This is a genomic window from Capnocytophaga sp. oral taxon 326 str. F0382 (genome assembly GCF_000318295.1).
Taxonomy (GTDB): domain Bacteria; phylum Bacteroidota; class Bacteroidia; order Flavobacteriales; family Flavobacteriaceae; genus Capnocytophaga; species Capnocytophaga periodontitidis.
This window is the reverse complement of sequence record NZ_KB291433.1, coordinates 33771-56864: the sequence shown is the minus strand read 5'-3', so window position 1 is coordinate 56864 and position 23094 is coordinate 33771. Positions and strand designations below refer to the sequence as shown.

Here is a 23094-nt window from a genome sequence, read left to right as displayed (position 1 = left end):
AAGGTGATACTGGTGCCACTGGACAAAAAGGTGAAAAAGGAGAGCCTGGCACTCCTGGTCAAAATGGCTCTAAAATCTATGCAGGAATAGGAGCCCCTACTATTAATATAGGTGCAGTAGGAGATTGGTATATCGATAGCCAAAACAAACGGCTCTATGGACCTAAAGAAACAAGTGGCTGGAGCAATGAATATATATCTTTATTTTCATCTTACACATTAAGTGAAGATAAAAAAACTCTATTGCAGTGGAATGATATGAGTTATACATCTATCAATATGAATGACTTTAAAGAACTCAAAGATGTTACCATTATTGGACCAGAGGCTTTTAGCGGAAATAAAATCTTAACTTCTATTGTTATAGGAAATAAAGTTAAAAGAATTAGCAATAAAGCATTTGAAAATTGCAAACGCCTAAAATTTACTACCCTTCCTAATGGTATAGAACGTATAGGTGAATATTCTTTTGCAGGTTGTATAAGTTTAGAATCCTTAACTGTACCAAGTAGTATTATTTCATTTGCTACAGGTACCTTTGAGAATTGTCCTAAACTAAAAACTCTTATCATTGAGAAACAAACCCCTCCTACTTATAGACGTTTCATTGGTGATAATGGTTCAAGTTACTATGTTTTTGAAAGTAATTTATTTACAGATAATAAAACTACAAATATTTTAGTTCCATTAAACAGTATTGAAACATACAAAAAGACTGAAGATTGGAAACAATATGCTAATAAAATTCAAGCTATACCTTAAAATTAAACTAAAGGCGGAACCCGAAAAGCCTATAACAGAGTAGGGATAATATCTGTTAATAAGCTCAATAATAATGAAAAGTATTAAAATCCTAATTACATTATTAATGATGTGTTTTGTTACTAATATTTTAGGGCAAACTAAAGCACCCCATACCTATAAAGCTTTTGAAATAAAAAAACAAGCTATTGAAAATAAAGCTTTACAAAAATTAGGTATTTCTCTTGCTGAAATCAATAAGCTGAGAAAAGATAAGTCTGGAGAATCTCTTTATAAAGCTAAAGAAAATGCTAAAAAATCCTACATAAAAAAGAAAGGAGAGATTAAACTTTCCTTTGATGTATTGATAGATGAATTTAGCGCAAAAAACGACGCTATAAATAAGTACAAAGATGTCATCATCAAGAAAATATGTAAAGACTTAACTGAGTTAGAAAGAGCTAAATTGTGCATAGAAGTTTCTTTTAAAAAATGGGCTGAAAAAGGTGAATATGAGAAAAAAGAAGAATACGAGGCTCGAATGGCTAATAAGTACAAAATGTTAGAAAAAATTAGTCAGAACATCATCTTAAGTTTTGTAAATAAAGAAGTAATACTCAAAACAGGAAAATATAATATTGATAAAGAAATATATAATATTTCCTTAATGAAAAGGTACCCCTTCTACTTGTTCAATACAAGAAATGCTTGATTAAACGAAGTTTATACTTATCATAATACAATATTTAAGGATCTCTATCCAAATGACCAAGCAGACTCAGAAATCCAAGAATCGTACGAAAAAAAAACTCGGAACTATTCTTTACAAAAGGACTTTTTAGGAGAATATGTTATAAAATTCCCTACTTATATAAAGAAAATAGGAAGAGACATTGCTAAACATTATAAAACTGAAGAAGAAATTTATTCAGATGAATTTTGGAATGGAGAAGCATATGTTACCACCTTTGATAATTGTATAGTGTATGAAGGATATTTTCTACCTAATAAAATAGAAATAGAAGGACAATTATACGAAACAGGATTGTTTGATACATATATTAGTGATTGGACTTTAAACAAAGAAGAAGTACAAATCATTGCTAAAATGCAAAAAAAAGCTAATTTAAAGTATCCAACTGTAAGTGAACTTAATTTTAACACCAATGAGTTAGGACTTTCAAAATATTTCCCAGAAAACTATACTTTTAAAATAACAAATAATTAAAATGAAAGTAATTTTTTAGTATTCTAAAATAAGACTATCTAATAAAACAGATAAATGTCTATTGCAAAATATTTTTACTCTATATCCTAAAATCTATATACAATTGATAATCTAATAGTACTTCTTTTTCATCAGGATACACTTTTTTTATACAAAGCTAGCTGAAAAAGAAATTATTATAAGAACTAACAATTAACAAATATTGTACTTACTTTAAAAACTAAAGGCAGATCCGAAAAGCCTATAACAGAGTAGGAAAAACTTAAATTATTTAAACAATGGCACAAGAAATTAACTTTGGTACCAAATTCATTAGAATTTGCCCTACCGACAACAACAAAATTGAACATTCCAGTAATGGAAAAAGCTGGTCTACAAGCTATAAAGGCTCTTCATATGGTTGCTTTTATGACTTAGCTGTTTTTGGAGGTGAAATTTTTGCTATTACCTCTAAAGGAATTTATGCCTCTAAAAATGGAGGAAGTAGCTGGTCTACTCGTTATACAGGTTCATCCTATGGTGAATTTGAATCTATCCAAGTAATTGGAACAGAACTCATTGCCCACACCTCTAAAGGTACCTATGTTTCTAAAAACGAAGGTCGTAGTTGGTCAAAAAGGAATTAACCTACAGAATGAGGCTGTCCGAAAAGTCTCAAAATCACTTTTGCGTTGCTACACTTTGCCAAAGTTTCAGACTTTAGCAAAGTTGATTATACTGATAATCAATAACTTTTGTAGTATATTATGTAGGAAAGCCAGCGATAGCTGGGTATATGCTGCAAACGCCCACATCAATAGAACTTTTTGGACACCCTCATTCTCTAAATAAAAAAATAAATGTCAAGAAAAATATATATTGCCTTAGGAGCTTTGTTTGTAATCTCTCTTAGTATTTTTATCTTTAATACTATTTACCAAAATCAGCTCCCTAAAATTGTCGAAGAAATTAATAACTCAGCTATTGGAGCTATACTCACAGCTATTGTTACTGTTTTCCTTTTACAAGGACAAACTGCCACTGAAGAAGAACGTGAGAGAAATCTTTCTGTATTCGAGAAAAAACAAGAAGTATTTCATAACTTCTTAGAAAAACTCAAAGAAATAGTACAAGATGGTAAAATTACTATTGCAATGCGTGATGATGCACAAGGAGGTGAAAATGTAGATGAACTCAAAGAACTACTCTTTCAGCTCTCATACATTCAAATGCACACACACGAAGACAATACCGATAAAATCTTCAAACACATTGCAAATATCATACAGCGAATGAATGAATTTGAAACAGCTGGCAATGACAAACAAGCCTTAATGGCTGAGTTTTATACTAATTTTTCACAAGAGTTATTTGGTATCATCACTGTACTAAAAAGTGACTTGTACAAAGTAGACTCTAAACCTATCCCCTCTGAAAATATTAAAAGCATTTTAGAAAAATGTAATTTATTCGTTGAAGGTGGCGAAATAGATAAATACGAAATGCAAAACTACTTTTGGAATGAACTACAAAATGAACTTATAGCAAAAGGTTATAAGTTTGAAAAATTCAATTTTGAACAAGACGTAAATAAGTATTACAGGGGGACTAGGAACAGACATAAATGGTTTGGATTTACTATTCCTATTTATACCACTCAAACTAATGAAGAAGTTAACTTTGATATCGAATTAGAAAATGATTATTATTTTGGTTTTCATAAAAATGGGAACCCTAGTAGTGAGTTATTTGTAAAATGTGTTAGAGAAACTTATGCAGGTTTCAAAGAAAGTAATAGTTGGTACGGTTGGACATATTCAACACGATACAATTTAGACTTCTGGAATTTAAATAGTCCAAGTTTTGAATCGTTAAAACACCCTCAACGACGAAAATTACTCATAGAAAACATAGCCCGTGAAATGGATACTTATATTCAGATTTTTATCAGAGTAGCCCACGAAAACAATTTGTAGCTATAACTTTTCATCAAAAAATATCATAAAAAACAGGTTATCCTAACAACCTGTTTTTTTTATTTGCTTTTCTTTTTGATTTACTATATCTTTGCCCTCTGAAAACTAATCATTAATCATTTTATCACTAACCGTTTTTCAAAATGCTTAGAATAGAAAATATCAGTAAACAATACGGCAACTACACCGCACTCAACGATGTATCGCTAAACATGCCTAAAGGCAGCATCTTTGGATTGCTCGGGCCAAATGGGGCAGGAAAAACTTCTCTTATACGTATTATTAACCAAATTGTACTGCCCGATGCAGGACAAGTTTTTTTTGACAGCGAACCTTTGCAACCCAAGCATACAGCTCAAATAGGCTATTTGCCCGAAGAACGCGGTTTGTATAAATCGATGAAAGTGGGCGAACAAGCCTTGTATTTAGCGCAACTCAAAGGATTGAGCAAAGCTGAAGCTAAGGAACGACTTAAATTTTGGTTCGACCGCCTCGATATTGGCGATTGGTGGAACAAAAAAGTACAAGAACTCTCCAAAGGGATGGCTCAAAAAATACAGTTTTTAGTAACCGTACTACACAACCCCAAACTATTGATATTTGATGAGCCTTTTAGTGGGTTCGACCCCATCAATGCCAATGTTATCAAGGACGAAATTCTCTACTTGCGTGACCAAGGCGCTACCATTATCTTCTCTACTCACCGAATGGAATCGGTAGAGGAACTGTGTGACCATATTGCACTCATCAATAAATCACGTAAAATATTAGATGGTAAACTTATTGATATCAAACGTGCTTATAAAAACAATTCTTACGAAGTAGGTTTAAAATTGCCTGAAGACCAGAAACCTGCTCTCTTGAACGAACTGAAAATGCATTTTGAACTAAGTGAAGCGCATTTCAAAACATTGTACAACGAATTAAAACTGCATATCAAGCAAAAAGAAGGACAAACCGCTAACGATTTGTTGCAATACCTTATAACTCGTGCCGAGGTAACTCATTTTGTAGAGGCTATCCCTACCGTTGATGAGATTTTTATCTCAACCATTAATAAATTGTCAAACTAAAAACTGCCCGTGAGGCTCATATTATGAAACATTTAGGAATTATTATTCAAAGAGAATACTTAAATAAAATACGTAATAGGTCATTTGTGATAATGACGTTCGTAAGTCCACTTATATTCGTTTTGTTTGCTTTTATCATTGGCTTTTTAAGTGATATGAACCGAAAGAGCAAGGCTAAGGATATTGTGATTGTAGATGAAAGCGGACTCTATGCTAATACTTTTGAGAATACCGAGACAACTCAGTTTCAATACCTCAATAATATTTCACTCAAAGATGCCAAAGCCAATGTATTAGAAAAAGGTCAATATGGATTGTTATACATTCCCGCTAAAGGTGACCAAAATATTGCTTTTTATAGTGAAGAATCACCCTCCTTATCACTTACTAATGAGATGACAGCTGCAATGGAGCGCACTCTTTTCCAACATAATCTCACTCAAAAAGGAATTGATAAAAAGGAAATAGACGCAGCTAAAGCTCATATTGATATCGAGTTACAGAATTTCACAGGGGAAAAGAGCTCCGAATTTGATAGCGTGATGAAAATAAGCATTGGAGGAATTGCTGGTTATCTAATTTTTATGTTTATCATCATCTATGGCAATATGATTATGCGCAGCGTAATAGAGGAAAAAACCAATCGAATTATAGAAATTATCATTTCATCTGTCAAACCTTTTGAATTGATGTTAGGAAAGATTTTAGGTACTTCGTTAGCGGGCATCACTCAATTTGTAATATGGGTTGCTATAGGGGGGATATTGTTAGCATTAGCTCCTTCTTTTTTTGATGTAAACACTTCTACACAAGCAGTACAAGGAGCAGGTAATTTATCGGATATCAACAATATAGTAAGTTCTTTATATCATTTCCCTTTTGCCGAAACCTTCGTAGTCTTCCTCTTGTTCTTCATAGGAGGCTACTTACTATATAGTTCGCTTTATGCAATGATTGGCGCAATGGTTGATAATGAAACCGACACTCAGCAGTTTATGATGCCTATATTAGTCCCTTTAATGTTAGGCTTCTATGTAGGAATGTTCTCTGTAATCGAAGAGCCCCACGGCACCATTTCGGTAGTATTTTCGTACATTCCTCTCACTTCACCTATAGTAATGCTAATGCGCATACCATTTGGGGTAGCGTGGTGGGAAGTAGCAATTTCCCTTGTTATTCTGTATCTTTCTTTCTTCGGAATTATCAAATTGGCAGCCAAAATATACCGCATTGGTATCTTGATGTACGGCAAAAAACCTACTTATAAAGAACTGTGGAAATGGCTTAAAATGAAATAAAATGAAAACAGAAAATCAATATATCAACCGCGAATTGAGTTGGCTCAGATTCAATGCTCGCGTACTCCAAGAGGCTGCCGATGAACGCGTGCCTCTATTAGAGCGCTTGCGCTTTGCGGGTATTTTTTCTAACAACTTAGATGAGTTCTTCAAAGTGCGTTACGCTACAGTGAAACGTGTTGCTATGAACGAAACTTCCGACAAAGAATTAGGAGTACACGCTAAAGAGCTTTTAGAAGAAATTACTAAAGAGGTAATTCTTTTGCAAGATGAAAGTTTGAAAATCATTGACTCTATCACCAAAGAATTAGAGAAAGAGCAAATTTTTATAGTAGATGAAAAGACCTTATTACCTGAGCACGAAGCCTTTGTAAATACGTATTTCTACGACAAAGTGCGCCCTGCCCTCTTTACTATTATCCTCAACGATTTGGAGATGTTTCCTCAACTGAAAGATGATGTGGCGTATTTGGCAGTAAAAATGACACTAAAGGAAGAGGACGAGAAAGCTTCAGGTGTAGAAAAGTTCTTTTCATCACGTGTCTACAAAGAAAAAATACAATATGCACTGATTGAGTTACCTACTACTCTCGACCGCTTTATAGAACTACCTCAGATAGGTGACAAACACTATATCATTATGCTGGATGATGTAATTCGTTTCTGTTTGCACAAAATATTCAACATCTTCAATTACGAATCGCTTACAGCAAATATGATTAAAATCACCCGTGATGCCGAATTAGACATCGACGATGATTTGAGCAAAAGTTTCATCGAAAAAATCTCTACCAGTGTGGAAGACCGGCGCAAAGGGAAACCAGTGCGTTTTGTATACGACAAAATGATTGATAAGGACACCTTACAATTCTTATTCGAGAAGATGGGGATTGCAAAAACTGATAGTGTAATACCTGGAGGGCGTTACCACAACCGTCGCGACTTTATGAGCTTTCCCAGCTTAGGCCGTAAGGATTTGACCTATGCTCCTATACAACCTCTACCCGTACAAGGACTTACCTCTGAAGAGAGTTTACTAAAGAAAATTGCTGAAAAGGACTATTTGCAATACACACCTTACCATACTTTTTCTAACATTATATGGTTTTTGAGAGAAGCTGCCCTTGACCCCAAAGTGAAGTCGGTAAAAATAACCATTTATCGTTTGGCAAAGAACTCACAAGTAGTCAATTCACTCATCAATGCAGTGAAAAACGGTAAACAAGTAACCGTTCAGATAGAACTGCAAGCACGCTTTGATGAGGAATCAAATATACGATATGCTGAACAACTAAAAGCAGAGGGTGTAAAACTCATTTTTGGCGTACGCGGACTCAAAGTGCATAGTAAAATATGCGTAATTGAACGCAAAGAAGGTAAAGAACTGAAACGCTATGGTTTTATCAGCACAGGTAACTTCAACGAAAGTACAGCTAAAATCTATACTGATTATACACTGTTTACTGCCAATCAAGTGATTCTCAAAGAGGTAAACAAAGTGTTCAACTTCTTTGATACCAACTATAATGTGCAAAAATTCAAGCATTTAATAGTCTCTCCTCACTATACCAAAAAACAACTTAAACACCTGATAGATGAGGAAATCAAGAATGCTAAAGCGGGCAAAGAGGCATATATCAAGCTAAAGATGAACAACATCACCAGCTACAAGATGATTGATAAACTATACGAAGCCAGCCGTGCAGGAGTAAAAATACAAATGATTGTACGCGGCATTTGTTGCTTAGTACCTGGTATTGAAGGAATGAGCGAGAATATTGAGGTAATTAGTATCGTCGATAAGTTCTTAGAACACCCACGTTTGTTTATATTTGGCAATGGAGGTACCCCTAAAGTATACATCTCCTCAGCCGACTGGATGACGCGCAACATTTCTTTCAGAGTAGAAGTAGGTTGCCCTATTTACGATAAAACCATACAGCAAGAGCTGATAGATACCTTCGAAATAAGTTGGGCTGATAATGTAAAAGCGCGTATCATCAACAAAGCGCAAGACAATACTTATCGCCCTCACACCACCCCTGCCTTGCGCTCTCAAGTAGCCCTATATGAGTATTATCAGCATAAAAACAAGCTCACCGAATAGATGAAAAGACCAAAAATTAAACTAGCTCAACACGTAATAGAAGCCTGTAAAGCCAAACAAATAAAATATATTGTCATCTCTCCAGGGTCGCGTAATGCCCCTTTAACCATTGGTTTTGCCAATGATCCTTATTTTAACTGTTATAGTATTGTAGATGAGCGTTGCGCCGCTTTCTTTGCCTTAGGCATTGCCCAACAACGGCGTGAGCCTGTGGCTGTTGTATGTACTTCAGGCTCTGCTTTACTCAATTACTACCCTGCTTTTTCAGAGGCTTTTTACAGTAATATCCCTTTGGTAGTTATCTCTGCCGACCGCCCATCAAGCAAAATAGATATAGGTGACGGACAAACCATACGTCAGGTAAATGTACTAGCGAACCACAGTGCCTACAATGCCAATCTATCAGATGAAACGCATAGCGATAAAAGCAACTTTTATGAACTAAACAGAGCGTTGAATACAGCTATAGAGGAGCAATTACCAGTGCATATCAACGTACCTTTTGAAGAACCCTTATACCTCACTACCGAAGAACAGTATCCTTTTGAGAACATCGTTGCAGAAATCAAAAATCCTATTATTAATGAGGATAAAGCTATTAATTTTGTAAAACATTGGAACTCTTCGGCTAAAAAAATGGTATTAGTAGGGGTATTAACACCCAATAGTGTAGAATCTCAATATATTGAATGGCTTGCCAAAGACCCCTCTGTAGTAGTACTCACTGAAACTACATCGAACTTGCACCATTCGCATTTTATTCCTTATATCGATAAATTGCTCACTTATACCGAAAAAGACCCTACTCTAAAAGAAGCCTTACGCCCAGATCTGTTACTTACTTTTGGTGGTCTGGTAGTTTCCAAAAAGATAAAACAGTTCTTGCGTTCTTATCAACCTGCCTATCACTATAATGTAGATTTACACAAAGATTATAATTCATATTTCTGTTTAACAGATCATTTTAAAGCAGATATCAATACTTTTCTGAAAGAGGTTACCCCTAAATTAATGAGCGTGCCTTCTACCTATCAACAACAGTGGTTAAAAGTCAAAAACGAGATACAACAAACTCATTTAGAGTATATCAATCAAATTCCTTTCTCCGATTTAAAAGTGTATAGTGAAGTTTTTAAGAGTATTCCTAATGATTATATTGTGCAGATAAGTAATAGTTCAGCTATCAGATATGCTCAATTGATGAAAGCACACCCTTCCTGGAAAGTGTTTTGCAACCGTGGCACCAGCGGTATTGATGGTAGTATGAGCACAGCTATTGGGGCTACTGTTGGGAGTGCATCACCTACCGTTTTTATCACGGGTGATTTAAGTTTTTTCTACGATAGCAATGCACTTTGGAACAAGTATATTCCACAAGACTTCAGAATAATTCTTCTCAACAATCAAGGGGGAGGTATCTTTAGGATACTCCCTGGTGATAAAACTGATCCTAACTTTGAATATTTCTTTGAGACACCTCACAAACTCACAGCCGAGCATTTTTGTGAAATGTACAACATCAATTATCAGTCAGCTACTAATCTTACTGATTTACAGAGAAAAATAGGTGATTTTTACGAAAAATCCGACGTACCAAAGCTATTAGAAGTACATACACCACGAAAAATAAATGATAAAGTTTTGTTAAAATATTTTGAGTTTATAAAAAAATAACTACTTTTACCGCATTAATAATTTTAAATATAAAAAATTATGAGTAAACGTGATGATTTAATCGCTGTGTACACCCAAGATTTAAAAGAAAAATGTGGTGAAAAGAACCCAGATGTAGAGTTCTTAACAAAAGTAACGGTAGGTTTAGGACCTTGTATTTACAACAATGATGCTTCTAAAGTATCTGGCTCTGACCAAACTGAGTTAGACCGTGTAAAACAAAACTTCCTAATCAAAAAATTAGGCTTAAAAGATGGTCCTGAGTTAGACAAGGCTATTGATGCTGTACTCGAAAAATACGGCAAATCTAACAAAAGCAAGTACCGTGCAGTTGTGTATTATCTGTTGGCTAAACACTTCAAAAAAGAAAGCGTTTACAACAAATAAAAATCAAAAAAGGCTGTTCATCCATTGAGCAGCCTTTTTTATCAGATAACAAGTAATAGAATAAATGGAGGATAAAAAAAGAAAACTACAACACCACAAGAATATAGCTACAGGGCTCTTTGTTTTGACGCTTATCATTTATATGGCAATGGTGGTATGGCACAAAAAAGCTCCTGAACTCACTTTTATAGGTTATATAAAGGCTTTTTCCGAAGCCGCTATGGTAGGAGCGCTTGCTGATTGGTTTGCAGTTACAGCACTCTTTCACAAACCATTAGGATTAAACATTCCACATACTAACCTCATTGAGGAACGAAAAAATGATATAGGTGAAAACTTAGGTGATTTTGTAGTAGAGAACTTTTTGAAACCTAAACAAATACGTCCTTACATTAGCAATATTAAAGTCTCTACCTTTATAATAGAGCAACTTTCAAAAGAAAGTACACTAACTAAGATTAAATCTTTTGTAAAGGACATTCCTCTCAATAAAAAAGTAAGTGAAGCACTGATTTCCTTTTTAGATGGGAATAAACACCAAGAATTTCTCCAACATTTTTTTGAGAAAATAGCCACATATCTCTTTGAAAATGAAGAACTCATACATCAAGAAATCAAAGAACAGTTTTCTTCTCTTACTCCTTCATTTGTAAAAAACAAAGTTGCTAAAAAAGTTGCCAATGGGCTTTACTTATTAGCTTTAAAAGCATCAGAAGATGAAATACACCCTATCAGGGCTGAAATTACAGTGCAATTGTATGAATTTGCCGAAAAACTCAATACTCCTGAGTGGGAACAACACCTTGCAAAGCTATTGCGCACCGCTACGGAGCGCCTCACCGATGAACTCCGCCAAAATGCCCAGCTGCAACACCAAATAGACGCTTGGGTACAGAAAACTGCCTATCAGTTTGTGCTAAAAAACAAAGAGGAAGTGGGGAAACTCATCAGTCATACGGTGGAGAACTGGGAGGGACGCGAATTGAGCGAAAAACTTGAATTAGAAGTAGGTAAAGACCTCCAATTTATCCGTATCAATGGCACTTTGGTAGGCGGATTAGTCGGTTTGGCTATTTACGCCTTTACTCAGTTATTCTGAAAGAGATATTAGCCTATTTGCTGACTTTTCTAATTTGCTAATTTGCTAATTCTTCCCTACCTTTGCGCCCGAAAATGTTTCAACTATGGATTTTGAAATACTAAAAACAGACGAACATACTAAAGCACGTGCTGGGAAGATTACTACCAGCCACGGCGTGATTGAAACCCCCATTTTTATGCCTGTGGGAACGGTGGGAAGCGTGAAAGGAGTGCACCAACGCGAACTGAAAAACGATATTAATGCCGATATCATCTTGGGGAACACCTATCACCTCTATTTACGACCTCAAACACCCATTTTGGAAAAAGCAGGAGGCTTACATAAGTTTATTAATTGGGATAGAAACATACTTACTGATAGTGGAGGTTATCAAGTATATTCATTGGCTGCCAACCGAAAGATAAAAGAAGAAGGTGTAAAGTTCAAAAGTCATATCGATGGCTCTTTTCACGTCTTTTCACCCGAAAAAGTAATGGAAATAGAGCGCAGTATAGGCGCTGATATTATGATGGCTTTTGATGAATGCACGCCTTACCCTTGTGAATACGGTTATGCAAAACGTTCAATGCATCTCACGCATAGGTGGCTCGATAGATGCATTGCTCACCTCGAAAAAGTACCTCCTAAATACGGTTATCATCAAAGTTTATTCCCGATAGTACAAGGGTCAGTCTATAAAGACCTTCGTACACAGTCTGCCGAATATATTGCAAGCAAAAATGCCGACGGAAACGCTATCGGGGGGCTATCAGTAGGCGAACCCGTAGAACAAATGTATGAAATAACCGAACTTGTATGCGATATTCTCCCCAAAGACAAGCCCCGATACCTTATGGGAGTGGGTACACCCGTTAATATATTGGAAAATATTGCTTTGGGAGTGGATATGATGGATTGTGTAATGCCTACGCGCAATGCTCGCAACGGAATGCTCTTTACTGCAAAAGGAATTATCAATATTAAAAACAAAAAATGGGAAGATGATTTCTCGCCCATAGACCCTGATGGACATACTTACGTAGATACCTATTACACGAAAGCCTATTTACGTCATTTATTTGCTGCTAACGAGTTTTTGGGCAAACAAATCGCTTCAATTCACAATCTTGGTTTCTATTTATGGCTCGTGAGAGAAGCTCGCCGACAAATTGTAGCGGGTACTTTCCTTACGTGGAAGACAAAAATGGTTACTGATATGTCAAATCGTTTATAAAAAAAACAAAAAAATGAAAATACTCGACTGGTACATCTTAAAACGCTATCTTCTTACCTTCTTTATGATGATAATTCTCTTTATTCCTATCGGAATTATTGTAGATTTATCTGAAAAAGTAGATAAGATGATACAAAGAAAAGCACCAATGAACGAAATATTGTGGTATTACCTCAGTTTTATTGTTTATTTTGCCAATATTTTATTCCCTATCTTGTTATTTCTCTCTATCATTTGGTTTACATCAAAGTTAGCCAATAATACCGAGATAATCGCTATCCAGAGCTCAGGTGTATCGTATATGCGCTTTTTGCGTCCATATATCGTGGGTGCGAGCATCATTTCTGTGATAGTGTTCTTTATGGGAATGTTTATTGTACCAGCTGCTAGTACTGTATATAACGACTTTTGGAATAAGTACATACGTTCTTCAAAGGTGGAAAGTGTTTCAGACCTCTACAATCAGTTTTCTGATAACGATTATTTATATGTAAGTTCATTTAATTACCAAGAACAAAAAGGATATAACTTTTCAGTAGAACATTTTGATGGTATTAAGATGAAGGAAAAAATAAATGCTGAAACAATTCAGTGGATAGACAGCACAAAAACCTATCGACTTACCAATTATTCCAAAAGAAAAATAGGTGAAGGTGATGATATATTAGTGAAACGCGACCAGTTAGATACTATATTCAACTTCAAACCTGATGACCTAATGCCGATGGAATATACGGCAGAAAATAAGAACTTGTTTGAGCTAAACAAGTTCATTGAACGCGAAAAGATGAAAGGTTCTCCCAATTTAAATATGTATCTATTAGTAAAATATCGCCGTTGGGGTGCTATAAGTACAGCCTTTATTCTTACACTTATTGGTGTAGCTGTTTCATCGGTGAAAAAGCGTGGAGGAATGGGAATCAATCTAATGGTAGGAGTAGTTGTAGGATTTAGTTTTGTATTCTTCGACCGTGTATTTGGAACCCTTGCCCAAACCTCAGGAGGACTTTCTCCTCTAATGGCTGTCATCTTGCCTAACCTTATTTTCCTTACCTTAGCTATTTTGTTACTCCGAAAAGTAAGAAGTTAGATTTATGGAATTAGTAAAAGCAAAAAAACATTTAGGGCAACATTTCTTAAAGGATTTAAACATCGCTCAAAAAATAGCTGATATACTATCACTAAAAGGTTATAATAAAGTGATAGAAATAGGGGCAGGAATGGGGGTACTCACTCAGTTTTTACTCAAAAAAGATGTTGATGTACACATCGTTGAAATTGATAAGGAATCAGTAGCTTATTTAGAAACTCATTATCCCGAACTCAAAGGAAAAATTATTGCCGATGATTTCTTGAAATACAATATAGCCGATTATATAGGGGAACCCTTTGCTATTATTGGTAATTTTCCATACAATATTTCTACTCAAATTGTTTTTAAATTGCTTGAATTGCGAGAGTATGTTCCTGAGTTTAGTGGAATGTTTCAAAAAGAAGTAGCTGAACGTATATGTGAACACGAAGGTAGCAAAACGTATGGTATCTTATCAGTTTTAGTACAAGCCTTCTACGATGCTTACTACTTATTCACTGTTTCTGAAGGAGTTTTCAATCCTCCTCCAAAAGTAAAAAGTGGAGTGATACGATTAGTACGCAAAACTGACTTTCATTTAGATTGTGATGAAGGATTATTCTTTACCGTAGTGAAAACGGCTTTCAATCAAAGGCGAAAAACTCTTCGAAATAGTCTAAAATCGCTGCTTATAGATGAGAATTTAAAACAAGACTCTATATTTGATAAACGCCCTGAACAATTGCCTTGGCAAGATTTTGTGCGTATTACTAAAGTAATAAGTGAGCAACATTAATTTGTTAGCTCACTATTTTTTGCCAAATCTCCCACGATTTTTCAGCTTGTAACACTAACATCTGCAAACCATTACAAATGGTAGCCCCTTGCTGTTTCCCTTTTTGTAAAAAAGTAGTTTCTGCAGGATTATAGATGAGATCGTAGAGCAAGTGTTGTGGAGTGAGATATTCATAAGGAATTGGAGGACAATCTGTAATATTTGGAAAAGTTCCTAAGGGAGTACAATTTACAATCAAAGTATACTTTTGAAAAACTTCAGGGGTGAGTTCATCATAAGCTAACTGACCTTCTTTAGGAGTACGAGATACAAATTGAACATTAATTCCTAATTGCTTAAGAGCGTATGCTACAGCACTTGAAGCCCCTCCTGTACCCAATATAAGAGCAAAAGTGTGATGGGGTTGCAAGAGCAGACGTAATGATTCTCGAAAGCCATAACAATCAGTATTGTAGCCTATAAGTCCTTTAGGCGTTACTTGTATGGTATTTACAGCTCCTATATCATAAGCAGTAGGATCTACCGCTATTAGGAACTTCATAATATCACGCTTATAAGGAATGGTTACATTCATTCCTCTTAAATTAGGTGTAGCACGCAATAAATCTGTCAGTTCATCAATATTTTGGATATCAAAATTCACATACTGACTGTTTTTCACATCTTCACGTTTAAATTTTTCGGTAAAATAATTTCTTGAAAAAGAATAATCTATATTCTTACCTACTAATGCATATATGTCATTCATTTCTTTTTTTGGCAAAGATAAGGATAATTAATTAATTTGCCAATTTGCTAATTGACAAATTATTCTTACCTTTGCCTCTCAAAATTAAACTATAATGGAAGTAAGTAAACGCTATGCACAACGCGGAGTTTCGGCTGCGAAAGACGAAGTGCATAAAGCTATCAAAAATATCAATAAAGGATTGTTCCCCAAAGCTTTCTGCAAAATAGTCCCCGATTATCTTACTGGTGATGACCAATATTGCCTTGTAATGCACGCTGATGGTGCAGGTACTAAGTCCGCTTTAGCTTATATGTATTGGAAAACCACTGGCGATCTAAGTGTGTGGAAAGGAATTGCTCAAGATGCCCTCATAATGAACATAGATGATTTATTGTGTGTAGGAGCAGTAGATAACATTATGCTTTCTTCTACTATAGGGCGCAACAAAAACCTCATTCCTGCAGAAGTTATTTCAGCAATTATCAATGGTACTGAAGAACTTATCAATGAATTGGCTAACTTTGGGGTACATATTCACTCTACAGGAGGTGAAACTGCCGATGTAGGTGATTTAGTCCGCACTATCATTGTCGATTCCACTGTAACAGCACGTATGAAACGTAGTGAAGTGATTGATAATGCAAACATCAAAGCAGGCAATGTAATTGTAGGATTAGCTTCTTATGGGCAAGCTACTTATGAGACTTCTTATAATGGTGGTATGGGTAGCAACGGACTTACCTCAGCTCGACACGATGTTTTCAACAAATCGTTAGCTAATCAATTCCCTGAAAGTTTTGATCCCTCAGTTCCTAATGAGCTCGTATATGTAGGAACTAAACACCTCACTGATAGTGTAGTAGATTCTCCTATAGACGCTGGAAAACTTGTCCTCTCCCCTACCCGCACCTATGCTCCTATTATTAAAAAGATATTAGAAAAATATGACAATACCCAAATATGTGGAATGGTACATTGTAGTGGTGGAGCGCAAACTAAAATATTGCATTTTATAGATAACTTGCATATTGTTAAAAACAATCTCTTCCCCGTTCCTCCTCTCTTTCAACTTATTCAAGAAGAATCTAAAACCGATTGGAAGGAAATGTACCAAGTATTTAACTGCGGCCATCGTATGGAACTCTATGTACCTGAAGCTATTGCCGAGGGTTTGATAACTATCTCAGAATCTTTTGGCGTACCTGCTCAAGTAATAGGATACGTAGAGGCTTCTGATAAAAAATGTCTCACTATAAAAAGCGAATACGGTACTTTTGAATACTAAATTAAACATACGAACCGATATACGATGGGCATTTGCTTATTTTGCCATAGTTGTGTGCTTGGGTATCTTTATGCGCTCAGTACAAGTAGCCGACTATCCTTTTGTATTCAATTATCGGAATATTGTGCACACCCATTCACACTTAGCTCTTTTAGGCTTTGTATACGTACTACTTTCGGCTATCTTAGCGCGAACTTTTATCCCTTTCAACAATCAACTGCACAAACGCTACCGTTGGCTGTTCTACATCACCCAATTTTCAGTATTAGGTATGCTCTGTAGCTTCCCTTTTCAAGGATATGGAGCTATTTCTATCAGTTTTTCATCAGTATTTATCATTTGTACCTACTTCTTTGCGAGATTCTTTATAAAATATGCTACTTCCCCTTTTGTAAAGATGGGCATCTTTTATCTTATTCTATCAAGTTTAGGAATATGGTTTATGCCTGTAACTATTGTAAAGTTTGGTAAATTTTCTGAAATGTATATGTGTTCCATTGCCTTCTTTTTGCACTTTCAATACAATGGATGGATGCTCAGTAGCCTAATGGGACTCTTTGTGAAAAAATATGGTTGGGATATACAATACCCTCAACTTATCAAGCGCATATTTATTCTATTTCAAGCGGGAATTATAGGGTCACTTTTTATCTCGTGGGTAGGCTATTTTAGTTATTCTATCTACTATATCGTTGGGGGAGTTTCTGTGCTTATTTGGCTTACCTCTGTAATAATGATATTGCGCCTATACCTAAAAACTCAACCAAAGAGCTTTTTAGCAACGGTTTTTATCAGTTTTTTTATTGCCAAAGTAGCAATGATGTTCACTGGTGCTTTCCCTGTGCTTACCCCCTATTTATTTAAAAACATCGACCTGTTAATTAGTTATTTGCACTTCAATTTTCTGGGGATTGTAACCATAGGTCTCCTGCTGTTTTTAGAAGATGTTTATAAAGTAAACCGTTGGCTTATTTATCTATTTCTCTTTTGTTTTATCACCACCGAAGGATTAATCACCTATAAGGGATTTTCAGTTATTGGAAACTACCCTATTTTTAGCAATTTTTATGAGTATTTGTGGTTATTCACTGCTCCTTTTTACTTCCCTGCAATAGGGTGGCTCATCGGTAGTTTTAAAATAAAATAACGTAGAATGTTTCATTTTTCCAATATAAATACTACTTTTGCAAATTAGTTAGTGCAATTAGGCACATCTTTTGATATGGTAATAGAACATTTAAAGTTAATAACAAAGTTTATGAATAAAACAAAAATTTGGTCGGTTCTTGTAATGTTGTTGTTTTCCACTCCATTTTTTGCCCAAAACAACGAGCGTAAAAAGGTAGATGGCGTGGCAGCTGTAGTAGGTGATTATCTAATTTTAGAATCGGATATCGACAAAGCGTATATTGATTTGCAACAACAAGACGTAGATACCCGTGAAATCAACCGTTGCCAGATGTTAGGCAAACTAATGGAGGATAAACTCTATGCTCACCAAGCTGTGCAAGATAGTGTAAAGCTCACCGATAGCGAAGTACGCGACCAAGTGAACCAACGTATTGAGTTTTTAACTGCTCAATTAGGTGGTGACATCAAAAAACTATTACAGTTCTACAAAAAAGATGACGAACAATCTATGCGCGACGAACTTTTCAACCTTTTAAAGGTGAGTATGCTCGCTCAGCGTATGAAACAACAAATTATAAAAGATGTAGAAGTAACTCCTGAAGAAATACGCACCTTCTTCAATGCTATACCAGCCGATGAGCGTCCGCATTTTGGTACTGAATTAGAAATAGCTCAAATTGTGGTAAACCCAGTTGCCCCCAAGAGTTCAGTACAAAAAGTAATAGATCAACTCAATGATATTAAAAAGGATGTAGAGGAAAATGGTATGAGTTTTTCTACCAAAGCCATTCTCTACTCTCAAGATCGTGCTACTGGCGGACAAGTCCTTACTTTCAACCGTAATTCTGCTTTCGATAAAGCTTTCAAAGATGTAGCTTTCTCCTTGCAAGAAGGCGAAATATCTAAACCTTTTGAGTCAAGTTTCGGTTGGCATATTATCCAAATGGACAAGATTCGTGGTAAAGAAGTGAGTGTACGCCACATTTTATTAATGCCTGATATCCCTGAGGAAGCTCTCAACGAAGCTAAAGAAAAAATAGCTAAAATACGCGAACGCATCATTAACAAAGAACTTACTTTTGATGAGGCTGCACGTAATTTCTCTGATGAAAAAGAAACTCGTAACGATGGCGGTCAGCTTATCAACCCTGAAGATCTTTCTACTCGTTTTGAACTTACCCGTATAGAACCTACCCTTTACGCACGTATTTCAGACCTAAAAGATAATGAGGTGTCAGTACCTTTCCTCGATGAAGACAGAACAGGTAAAAAGACTTATAAGATTTACCAAATTACAAATCGTATTGATGAACACCAAGCCGATTTTGTAAAGGATTACGTAAAAATACAAGATTTAGCCCTCAAAGAAAAACAGCTAAAAGCTATCAACAAGTGGATGAAAGAACACATTGAAAAGACTTACATTTCAGTAAATGGAGAATATAAAAATTGTAAGTTTGAAAATAACTGGCTGAAGAAATAATTTCCCCTTACTTCAATGGGAAAATATCTAAAAAAAATAAAAAGTGAGAAACAAAACTATCATAAGTTTTATTTCTCACTTTTTTATTACCAATATAAATACTTTATCAAGAAATTCTAAACACTAAAGACTCCAAAGGGGCTATATCCACTCGCAATCTTCCTTTGCCATTTTCTATATATAGAGTAGTTTGCTTTTCGTAGTAAAGAGCATCGCTAAGGGTATATGTACCGTCATTCAAGAACCAACTGCCTAACAAATAGGCTGGCAATTGCAAGTCAAAACCATAATTTTCGTGTTCACTAAAATTGCATACCATTACCCATTGTTCTTCTTCATTCCCTCTCGCAAAACTATACGCTTTGTCGTTGTAATAAACGGTGTGCTCTCGATTGTATTGATGCAAATCAATATAAGCACCATTAACCTTTAAATTGAGTAATCGCTGATAGAAATCGCGTAATGCTCGTTCCGAATTACTAAGTTGTCCTCCGTCATACTGCTTGTGGTTCACCCATCGTTGATGAGCAGGAACTCCTATATAATCAAAGATAGAAGTACGCGACGGACTGCCAAAACCTGCCCATTCTGCCGCTCTCTCTCCCACATCCTGACCAAAGTACACCATCACCGGTGACTCGCTAATGAGGGTAGAAACTACCATTGCAGGTTTAGCCTTTTCGGCATAGCCTGCAAATTCTGGTGAGGCTATACGTTGCTCATCGTGGTTTTCTAAAAAATGCAACATACGGTCTGAAATATCAGAGAGGTTGTTTTGTATAGGGGCTATGGCATCAGTGGTATGTCCGTAGCTAACGATAGCTCGTAGTGTATCATATAGCTGTACTTTGTCGTAGAGGTAATCCATCTTGCCTATGTGCAAGTAAGGACGATATTCATTGGGATTGTATACCTCAGCCAGCAGAAAAGCCTCTGGGTTATGATGTTTAATAGCCGAATTGAGATAACTCCAAAACTCTACAGGCACCATTTCAGCCATATCATAACGGAATCCATCTACACCTTTCTCAAGCCAATACAAAGCAATATCTTTGAACTTTTGCCAAGTATTAGGCACAGTTTTGTCTTGCCAAAAACGGTAATGCACTTCTGTATCTTCATTCTCAAAGCCTATAGGTAGTTCTGGAAAATCCTTAATACCGTCAGGGCGTACCCCATAGTTGAGCTTTACGGTTTCGTACCAATCATTGCAATCGGGCTGAGAAGCACGCGCCCCATTACCTGTCCATTTAGCAGGAAACTCGTGATATTCGCCATAAATACCCTCGGGCAGTTTAAAAGCCTCATTGGGGTTGTAATAAAAATTATTGTTCACGGCATAAGTTACCGAAACATCATCATCTTCCCCAAAACCTCTTACTCCCTCAGGTTTAGCAATACTCTCATAACGGCGTGCCACGTGATTAGGCACTATATCCATAATCACTTTCAGTCCGCACTGGTGCGTACGTGCAATAAGGGCTTCCCACTCCTCCAAACGTTGTGCGGGATTGTCAGCAAGGTCTGGGTTTACAGTGTAATAATCCTTTATGGCATAAGGAGAGCCCGCACGTCCTTTTACTACCGCCGGAAAGTCATTACTGATACCATAAGCTGTATAATCAGTAGTGAGTGCGTGATGTAATACTCCTGTAAACCATATATGTGTAGCTCCTAACTTTTTTATTTCTAATAGAGCTTTCTCAGTAAAATCCGAGAACTTACCCACTCCATTTTCTTCCTTAGTGCCCCACGCTTTATTGGTAGTATTAGTATTCCCAAAAAGCCTTGTCAACACTTGGTAAACTACTATTTTGTTGTTCATTTTAAACTGCTTTTAGCTTCTTCTAATAACTCAATAAATACATCGTAATCAACCTTATGAGTTATCATATCCTCATTAATTAGCTTGATAGTAGGTGTTTCTACAAAGAAATTACCATTATCATCATAACTAACTAATGCTATATATTTATCATCTATATAAATCTCAGCTACTAAATTGTCATAATTACAATCGCTACATATTAGTATTTCTTTCTTCATAAAAACAAATACTTTGCCAAAGGTTTAATAGCCTGTTGTGCTACAACCTTTGGCAAAGTTATATTCTATTAATCAGTATCGCCCGTGCGACTTGTGCCCATAAGCATTAAGTAGGCTTTAAGAAATTCGTCGAGTTCGCCGTTCATTACGCTATCTACATCAGTAGATTCGTAATTAGTGCGTACATCCTTCACGAGTTTATAGGGGTGCATCACATAGTTGCGTATTTGCGAACCCCACTCTATCTTCATCTTGCCTGCTTCTATCTCATCGCGTTTAGCCTGACGCTTTTTGAGTTCTATCTCATACAACTGCGATTTGAGCAATTGCAACGCCTTGTTTTTATTATCAAGCTGACTACGGGTTTCGGAGTTCTCAATAATAATTCCCGTAGGGTGGTGACGTAAGCGCACTGCAGTCTCTACTTTGTTTACATTCTGCCCGCCTGCCCCACTCGAGCGCATTGTCTCAAAGGTAATATCCGCAGGATTGATTTCTATTTCAATAGTATCATCTGCCAGCGGGTATACATATACCGAGGCAAATGAGGTATGGCGTTTAGCATTGCTATCAAAAGGTGAGATGCGCACCAAGCGATGTACACCATTCTCTCCTTTGAGGTAACCAAAAGCATATTCACCTTCAATTTCAATAGTAACTGTTTTAATACCTGCTACATCACCTTCTTGGAAGTTGAGCGTCTTTACCTTATACTTTTGGTTGTTGCACCACATTGTGTACATACGCAAAAGCATTGAAGCCCAGTCGCAACTTTCAGTACCACCTGCTCCTGCGGTAATTTGCAGTACAGCACTCATTGCATCACCTTCATCCGAGAGCATATTGCGAAATTCCAATGCCTCAATAGCGTGTAGGGCTTGTGCGTATTGCTGGTCTACCTCATCAGCTGTAGCTTCACCTTCTTTAAAGAAGTCGAGCAACACCTCCACATCCGAGGTAAGACTTTCAGCTTCCTCATAATCTTCTACCCATTTCTTTTGAGTGCGAAGTTCACGCATCACCTTTTCAGCCTCTTTGGCATTATCCCAAAAGTCAGGTGCAAAAGTCTTCTCTTCTTCGTTACTTATTTCAATACGTTTGACATCTATGTCAAAGATACCTCCTTAACGCACCCAGGCGATTCACTAAATCCTTAACTTGTTCGTTATTTGTCATTTTTTAATTCTTAACTCTTATCTCTTACCTAAACCTAAACTTTTAGTATCTCAGCTTCTTTTGCAGCTAATACTTCCTCTACCTTTTTGATGTATTTATCGGTGAGTTTTTGTACGCGCTCTTCAGCATCTTTCTTGATATCGTCAGAAGTTTCTACTTTTTTGATTTCCTTATTAGCATCTTGTCGAGCATTGCGTACACTGATTTTAGCATCTTCGCCTTCACCTTTAGCTTGTTTTACAAGTTCACGACGACGTTCTTCGGTAAGTGGTGGAACAGTGATAGTCACCATTTCGCCATTGTTCATTGGGTTAAAGCCTAAGTTAGCTATCTGGATAGCTTTCTCAATAGGTTGAATCATTTTCTTTTCCCAAGGCTGAATAGAAATGGTACGCGAGTCGGGAGCTGACACGTTAGCTACCTGACTAAGAGGGGTTTGCGCTCCGTAATAATCTACCATTACGCTACTTACCATTTGCGGACTTGCCTTACCTGCGCGAATATTGCCCAAAGCCTTGTCCAAGTGTTGCAACGCCTCTTGCATCGCCTCGTTTGTAGTGTCTAAGATAATATTAATTTCTTCGTTCATTGTATATTG

At 36.3% G+C, this 23094-nt stretch carries 22 protein-coding genes; 17 read left to right on the top strand and 5 right to left on the bottom strand.

The annotated features are described in order from the left end of the window. The 14 genes from HMPREF9073_RS10030 to rsmA form a co-directional block, all read left to right on the top strand. A partial coding sequence (locus tag HMPREF9073_RS10030) for a collagen-like protein (protein ID WP_009413627.1) occupies positions 1-761 on the top strand: 761 nt, incomplete at its 5' end. Positions 762-834: 73 nt separating this feature from the next. Continuing rightward, positions 835-1452, top strand: a complete 618-nt coding sequence (locus HMPREF9073_RS10025; protein WP_009413626.1) for a hypothetical protein — start codon at positions 835-837, stop codon at positions 1450-1452. 270 nt (positions 1453-1722) lie between these two features. Further along, a complete protein-coding gene (locus HMPREF9073_RS15290) occupies positions 1723-1968 on the top strand; it encodes a hypothetical protein (RefSeq protein ID WP_009413625.1) in 246 nt (81 codons plus the stop codon). Between the two features lie 278 nt (positions 1969-2246). Next, entirely contained in the window at positions 2247-2594 is a 348-nt protein-coding gene (locus HMPREF9073_RS10015; RefSeq protein ID WP_009413624.1) for a hypothetical protein, read from the top strand. A gap of 213 nt (positions 2595-2807) precedes the next feature. Then, positions 2808-3923: a hypothetical protein gene (locus tag HMPREF9073_RS10010; RefSeq protein WP_009413623.1), complete on the top strand. Its 1116-nt coding sequence runs from the start codon at positions 2808-2810 to the stop codon at positions 3921-3923. 143 nt (positions 3924-4066) lie between these two features. Continuing rightward, on the top strand, positions 4067-4996 hold the full coding sequence (locus tag HMPREF9073_RS10005; protein WP_009413622.1) for an ABC transporter ATP-binding protein: 930 nt from the start codon (positions 4067-4069) through the stop codon (positions 4994-4996). Positions 4997-5019: 23 nt separating this feature from the next. Continuing rightward, positions 5020-6294, top strand: coding sequence for an ABC transporter permease (locus tag HMPREF9073_RS10000; protein ID WP_009413621.1), 1275 nt, complete (start codon positions 5020-5022; stop codon positions 6292-6294). Position 6295: 1 nt separating this feature from the next. Continuing rightward, positions 6296-8401 (top strand): polyphosphate kinase 1, encoded by a 2106-nt coding sequence (gene ppk1, locus HMPREF9073_RS09995; protein WP_009413620.1) that lies wholly within the window; start codon positions 6296-6298, stop codon positions 8399-8401. Next, the gene (gene menD, locus HMPREF9073_RS09990) at positions 8402-10075 is read left to right on the top strand and encodes a 2-succinyl-5-enolpyruvyl-6-hydroxy-3-cyclohexene-1-carboxylic-acid synthase (RefSeq protein ID WP_009413619.1); all 1674 of its coding nucleotides are present in this window, start codon (positions 8402-8404) and stop codon (positions 10073-10075) included. A gap of 39 nt (positions 10076-10114) precedes the next feature. Beyond that, positions 10115-10462 (top strand): DUF2853 family protein, encoded by a 348-nt coding sequence (locus HMPREF9073_RS09985; RefSeq protein ID WP_002678808.1) that lies wholly within the window; start codon positions 10115-10117, stop codon positions 10460-10462. A gap of 64 nt (positions 10463-10526) precedes the next feature. Next, positions 10527-11561, top strand: a complete 1035-nt coding sequence (locus tag HMPREF9073_RS09980) for a DUF445 domain-containing protein (protein ID WP_009413618.1) — start codon at positions 10527-10529, stop codon at positions 11559-11561. A gap of 85 nt (positions 11562-11646) precedes the next feature. Further along, positions 11647-12777: a tRNA guanosine(34) transglycosylase Tgt gene (gene tgt / locus HMPREF9073_RS09975; RefSeq protein WP_009413617.1), complete on the top strand. Its 1131-nt coding sequence runs from the start codon at positions 11647-11649 to the stop codon at positions 12775-12777. A gap of 13 nt (positions 12778-12790) precedes the next feature. Further along, positions 12791-13867 (top strand): LptF/LptG family permease, encoded by a 1077-nt coding sequence (locus HMPREF9073_RS09970; RefSeq protein WP_009413616.1) that lies wholly within the window; start codon positions 12791-12793, stop codon positions 13865-13867. Between the two features lie 4 nt (positions 13868-13871). Beyond that, positions 13872-14645, top strand: a complete 774-nt coding sequence (rsmA, locus tag HMPREF9073_RS09965) for a 16S rRNA (adenine(1518)-N(6)/adenine(1519)-N(6))-dimethyltransferase RsmA (RefSeq protein ID WP_009413615.1) — start codon at positions 13872-13874, stop codon at positions 14643-14645. Between the two features lie 4 nt (positions 14646-14649). Here rsmA and HMPREF9073_RS09960 read toward each other — a convergent pair whose 3' ends face one another. Further along, complete coding sequence (locus tag HMPREF9073_RS09960) at positions 14650-15393, bottom strand: shikimate dehydrogenase (protein WP_009413614.1); 744 nt, start codon at positions 15391-15393, stop codon at positions 14650-14652. A gap of 94 nt (positions 15394-15487) precedes the next feature. Here HMPREF9073_RS09960 and HMPREF9073_RS09955 point away from each other — a divergent pair, with 94 nt between their 5' ends. The 3 genes from HMPREF9073_RS09955 (at position 15488) to HMPREF9073_RS09945 (ending at position 19274) form a co-directional block, all read left to right on the top strand. Continuing rightward, positions 15488-16660 carry an AIR synthase related protein gene (locus tag HMPREF9073_RS09955; protein ID WP_009413613.1) on the top strand — a complete coding sequence of 391 codons (1173 nt, stop codon included), beginning with the start codon at positions 15488-15490 and terminating at the stop codon, positions 16658-16660. Positions 16661-16718: 58 nt separating this feature from the next. Beyond that, positions 16719-17807, top strand: coding sequence for a hypothetical protein (locus HMPREF9073_RS09950; RefSeq protein ID WP_051046594.1), 1089 nt, complete (start codon positions 16719-16721; stop codon positions 17805-17807). A 111-nt stretch (positions 17808-17918) separates the two neighbouring features. Continuing rightward, a complete protein-coding gene (locus tag HMPREF9073_RS09945; RefSeq protein WP_034555793.1) occupies positions 17919-19274 on the top strand; it encodes a peptidylprolyl isomerase in 1356 nt (451 codons plus the stop codon). Positions 19275-19380: 106 nt separating this feature from the next. Here the strand turns inward: HMPREF9073_RS09945 and HMPREF9073_RS09940 are convergent, their stop codons facing one another. The 4 genes from HMPREF9073_RS09940 to frr all read right to left on the bottom strand — a co-directional run bounded on the left by HMPREF9073_RS09940 (position 19381) and on the right by frr (position 23085). After that, positions 19381-21099, bottom strand: coding sequence for an alpha-amylase family glycosyl hydrolase (locus HMPREF9073_RS09940; protein WP_009413610.1), 1719 nt, complete (start codon positions 21097-21099; stop codon positions 19381-19383). Then, positions 21096-21320 carry a hypothetical protein gene (locus HMPREF9073_RS09935; RefSeq protein ID WP_009413609.1) on the bottom strand — a complete coding sequence of 75 codons (225 nt, stop codon included), beginning with the start codon at positions 21318-21320 and terminating at the stop codon, positions 21096-21098. The genes HMPREF9073_RS09940 and HMPREF9073_RS09935 overlap by 4 nt, the downstream gene beginning before the upstream one ends. Before the next feature lie 68 nt (positions 21321-21388). Further along, positions 21389-22496 (bottom strand): peptide chain release factor 2 gene (gene prfB / locus HMPREF9073_RS09930; RefSeq protein WP_157453516.1). Its coding sequence is split into 2 segments (ribosomal slippage): positions 21389-22435 and positions 22437-22496, totalling 1107 coding nucleotides; the frame shifts between segments, so codons are not numbered across the junction. 34 nt (positions 22497-22530) lie between these two features. Beyond that, positions 22531-23085, bottom strand: coding sequence for a ribosome recycling factor (gene frr / locus HMPREF9073_RS09925; RefSeq protein ID WP_009413607.1), 555 nt, complete (start codon positions 23083-23085; stop codon positions 22531-22533). Positions 23086-23094: the final 9 nt, after the last annotated feature.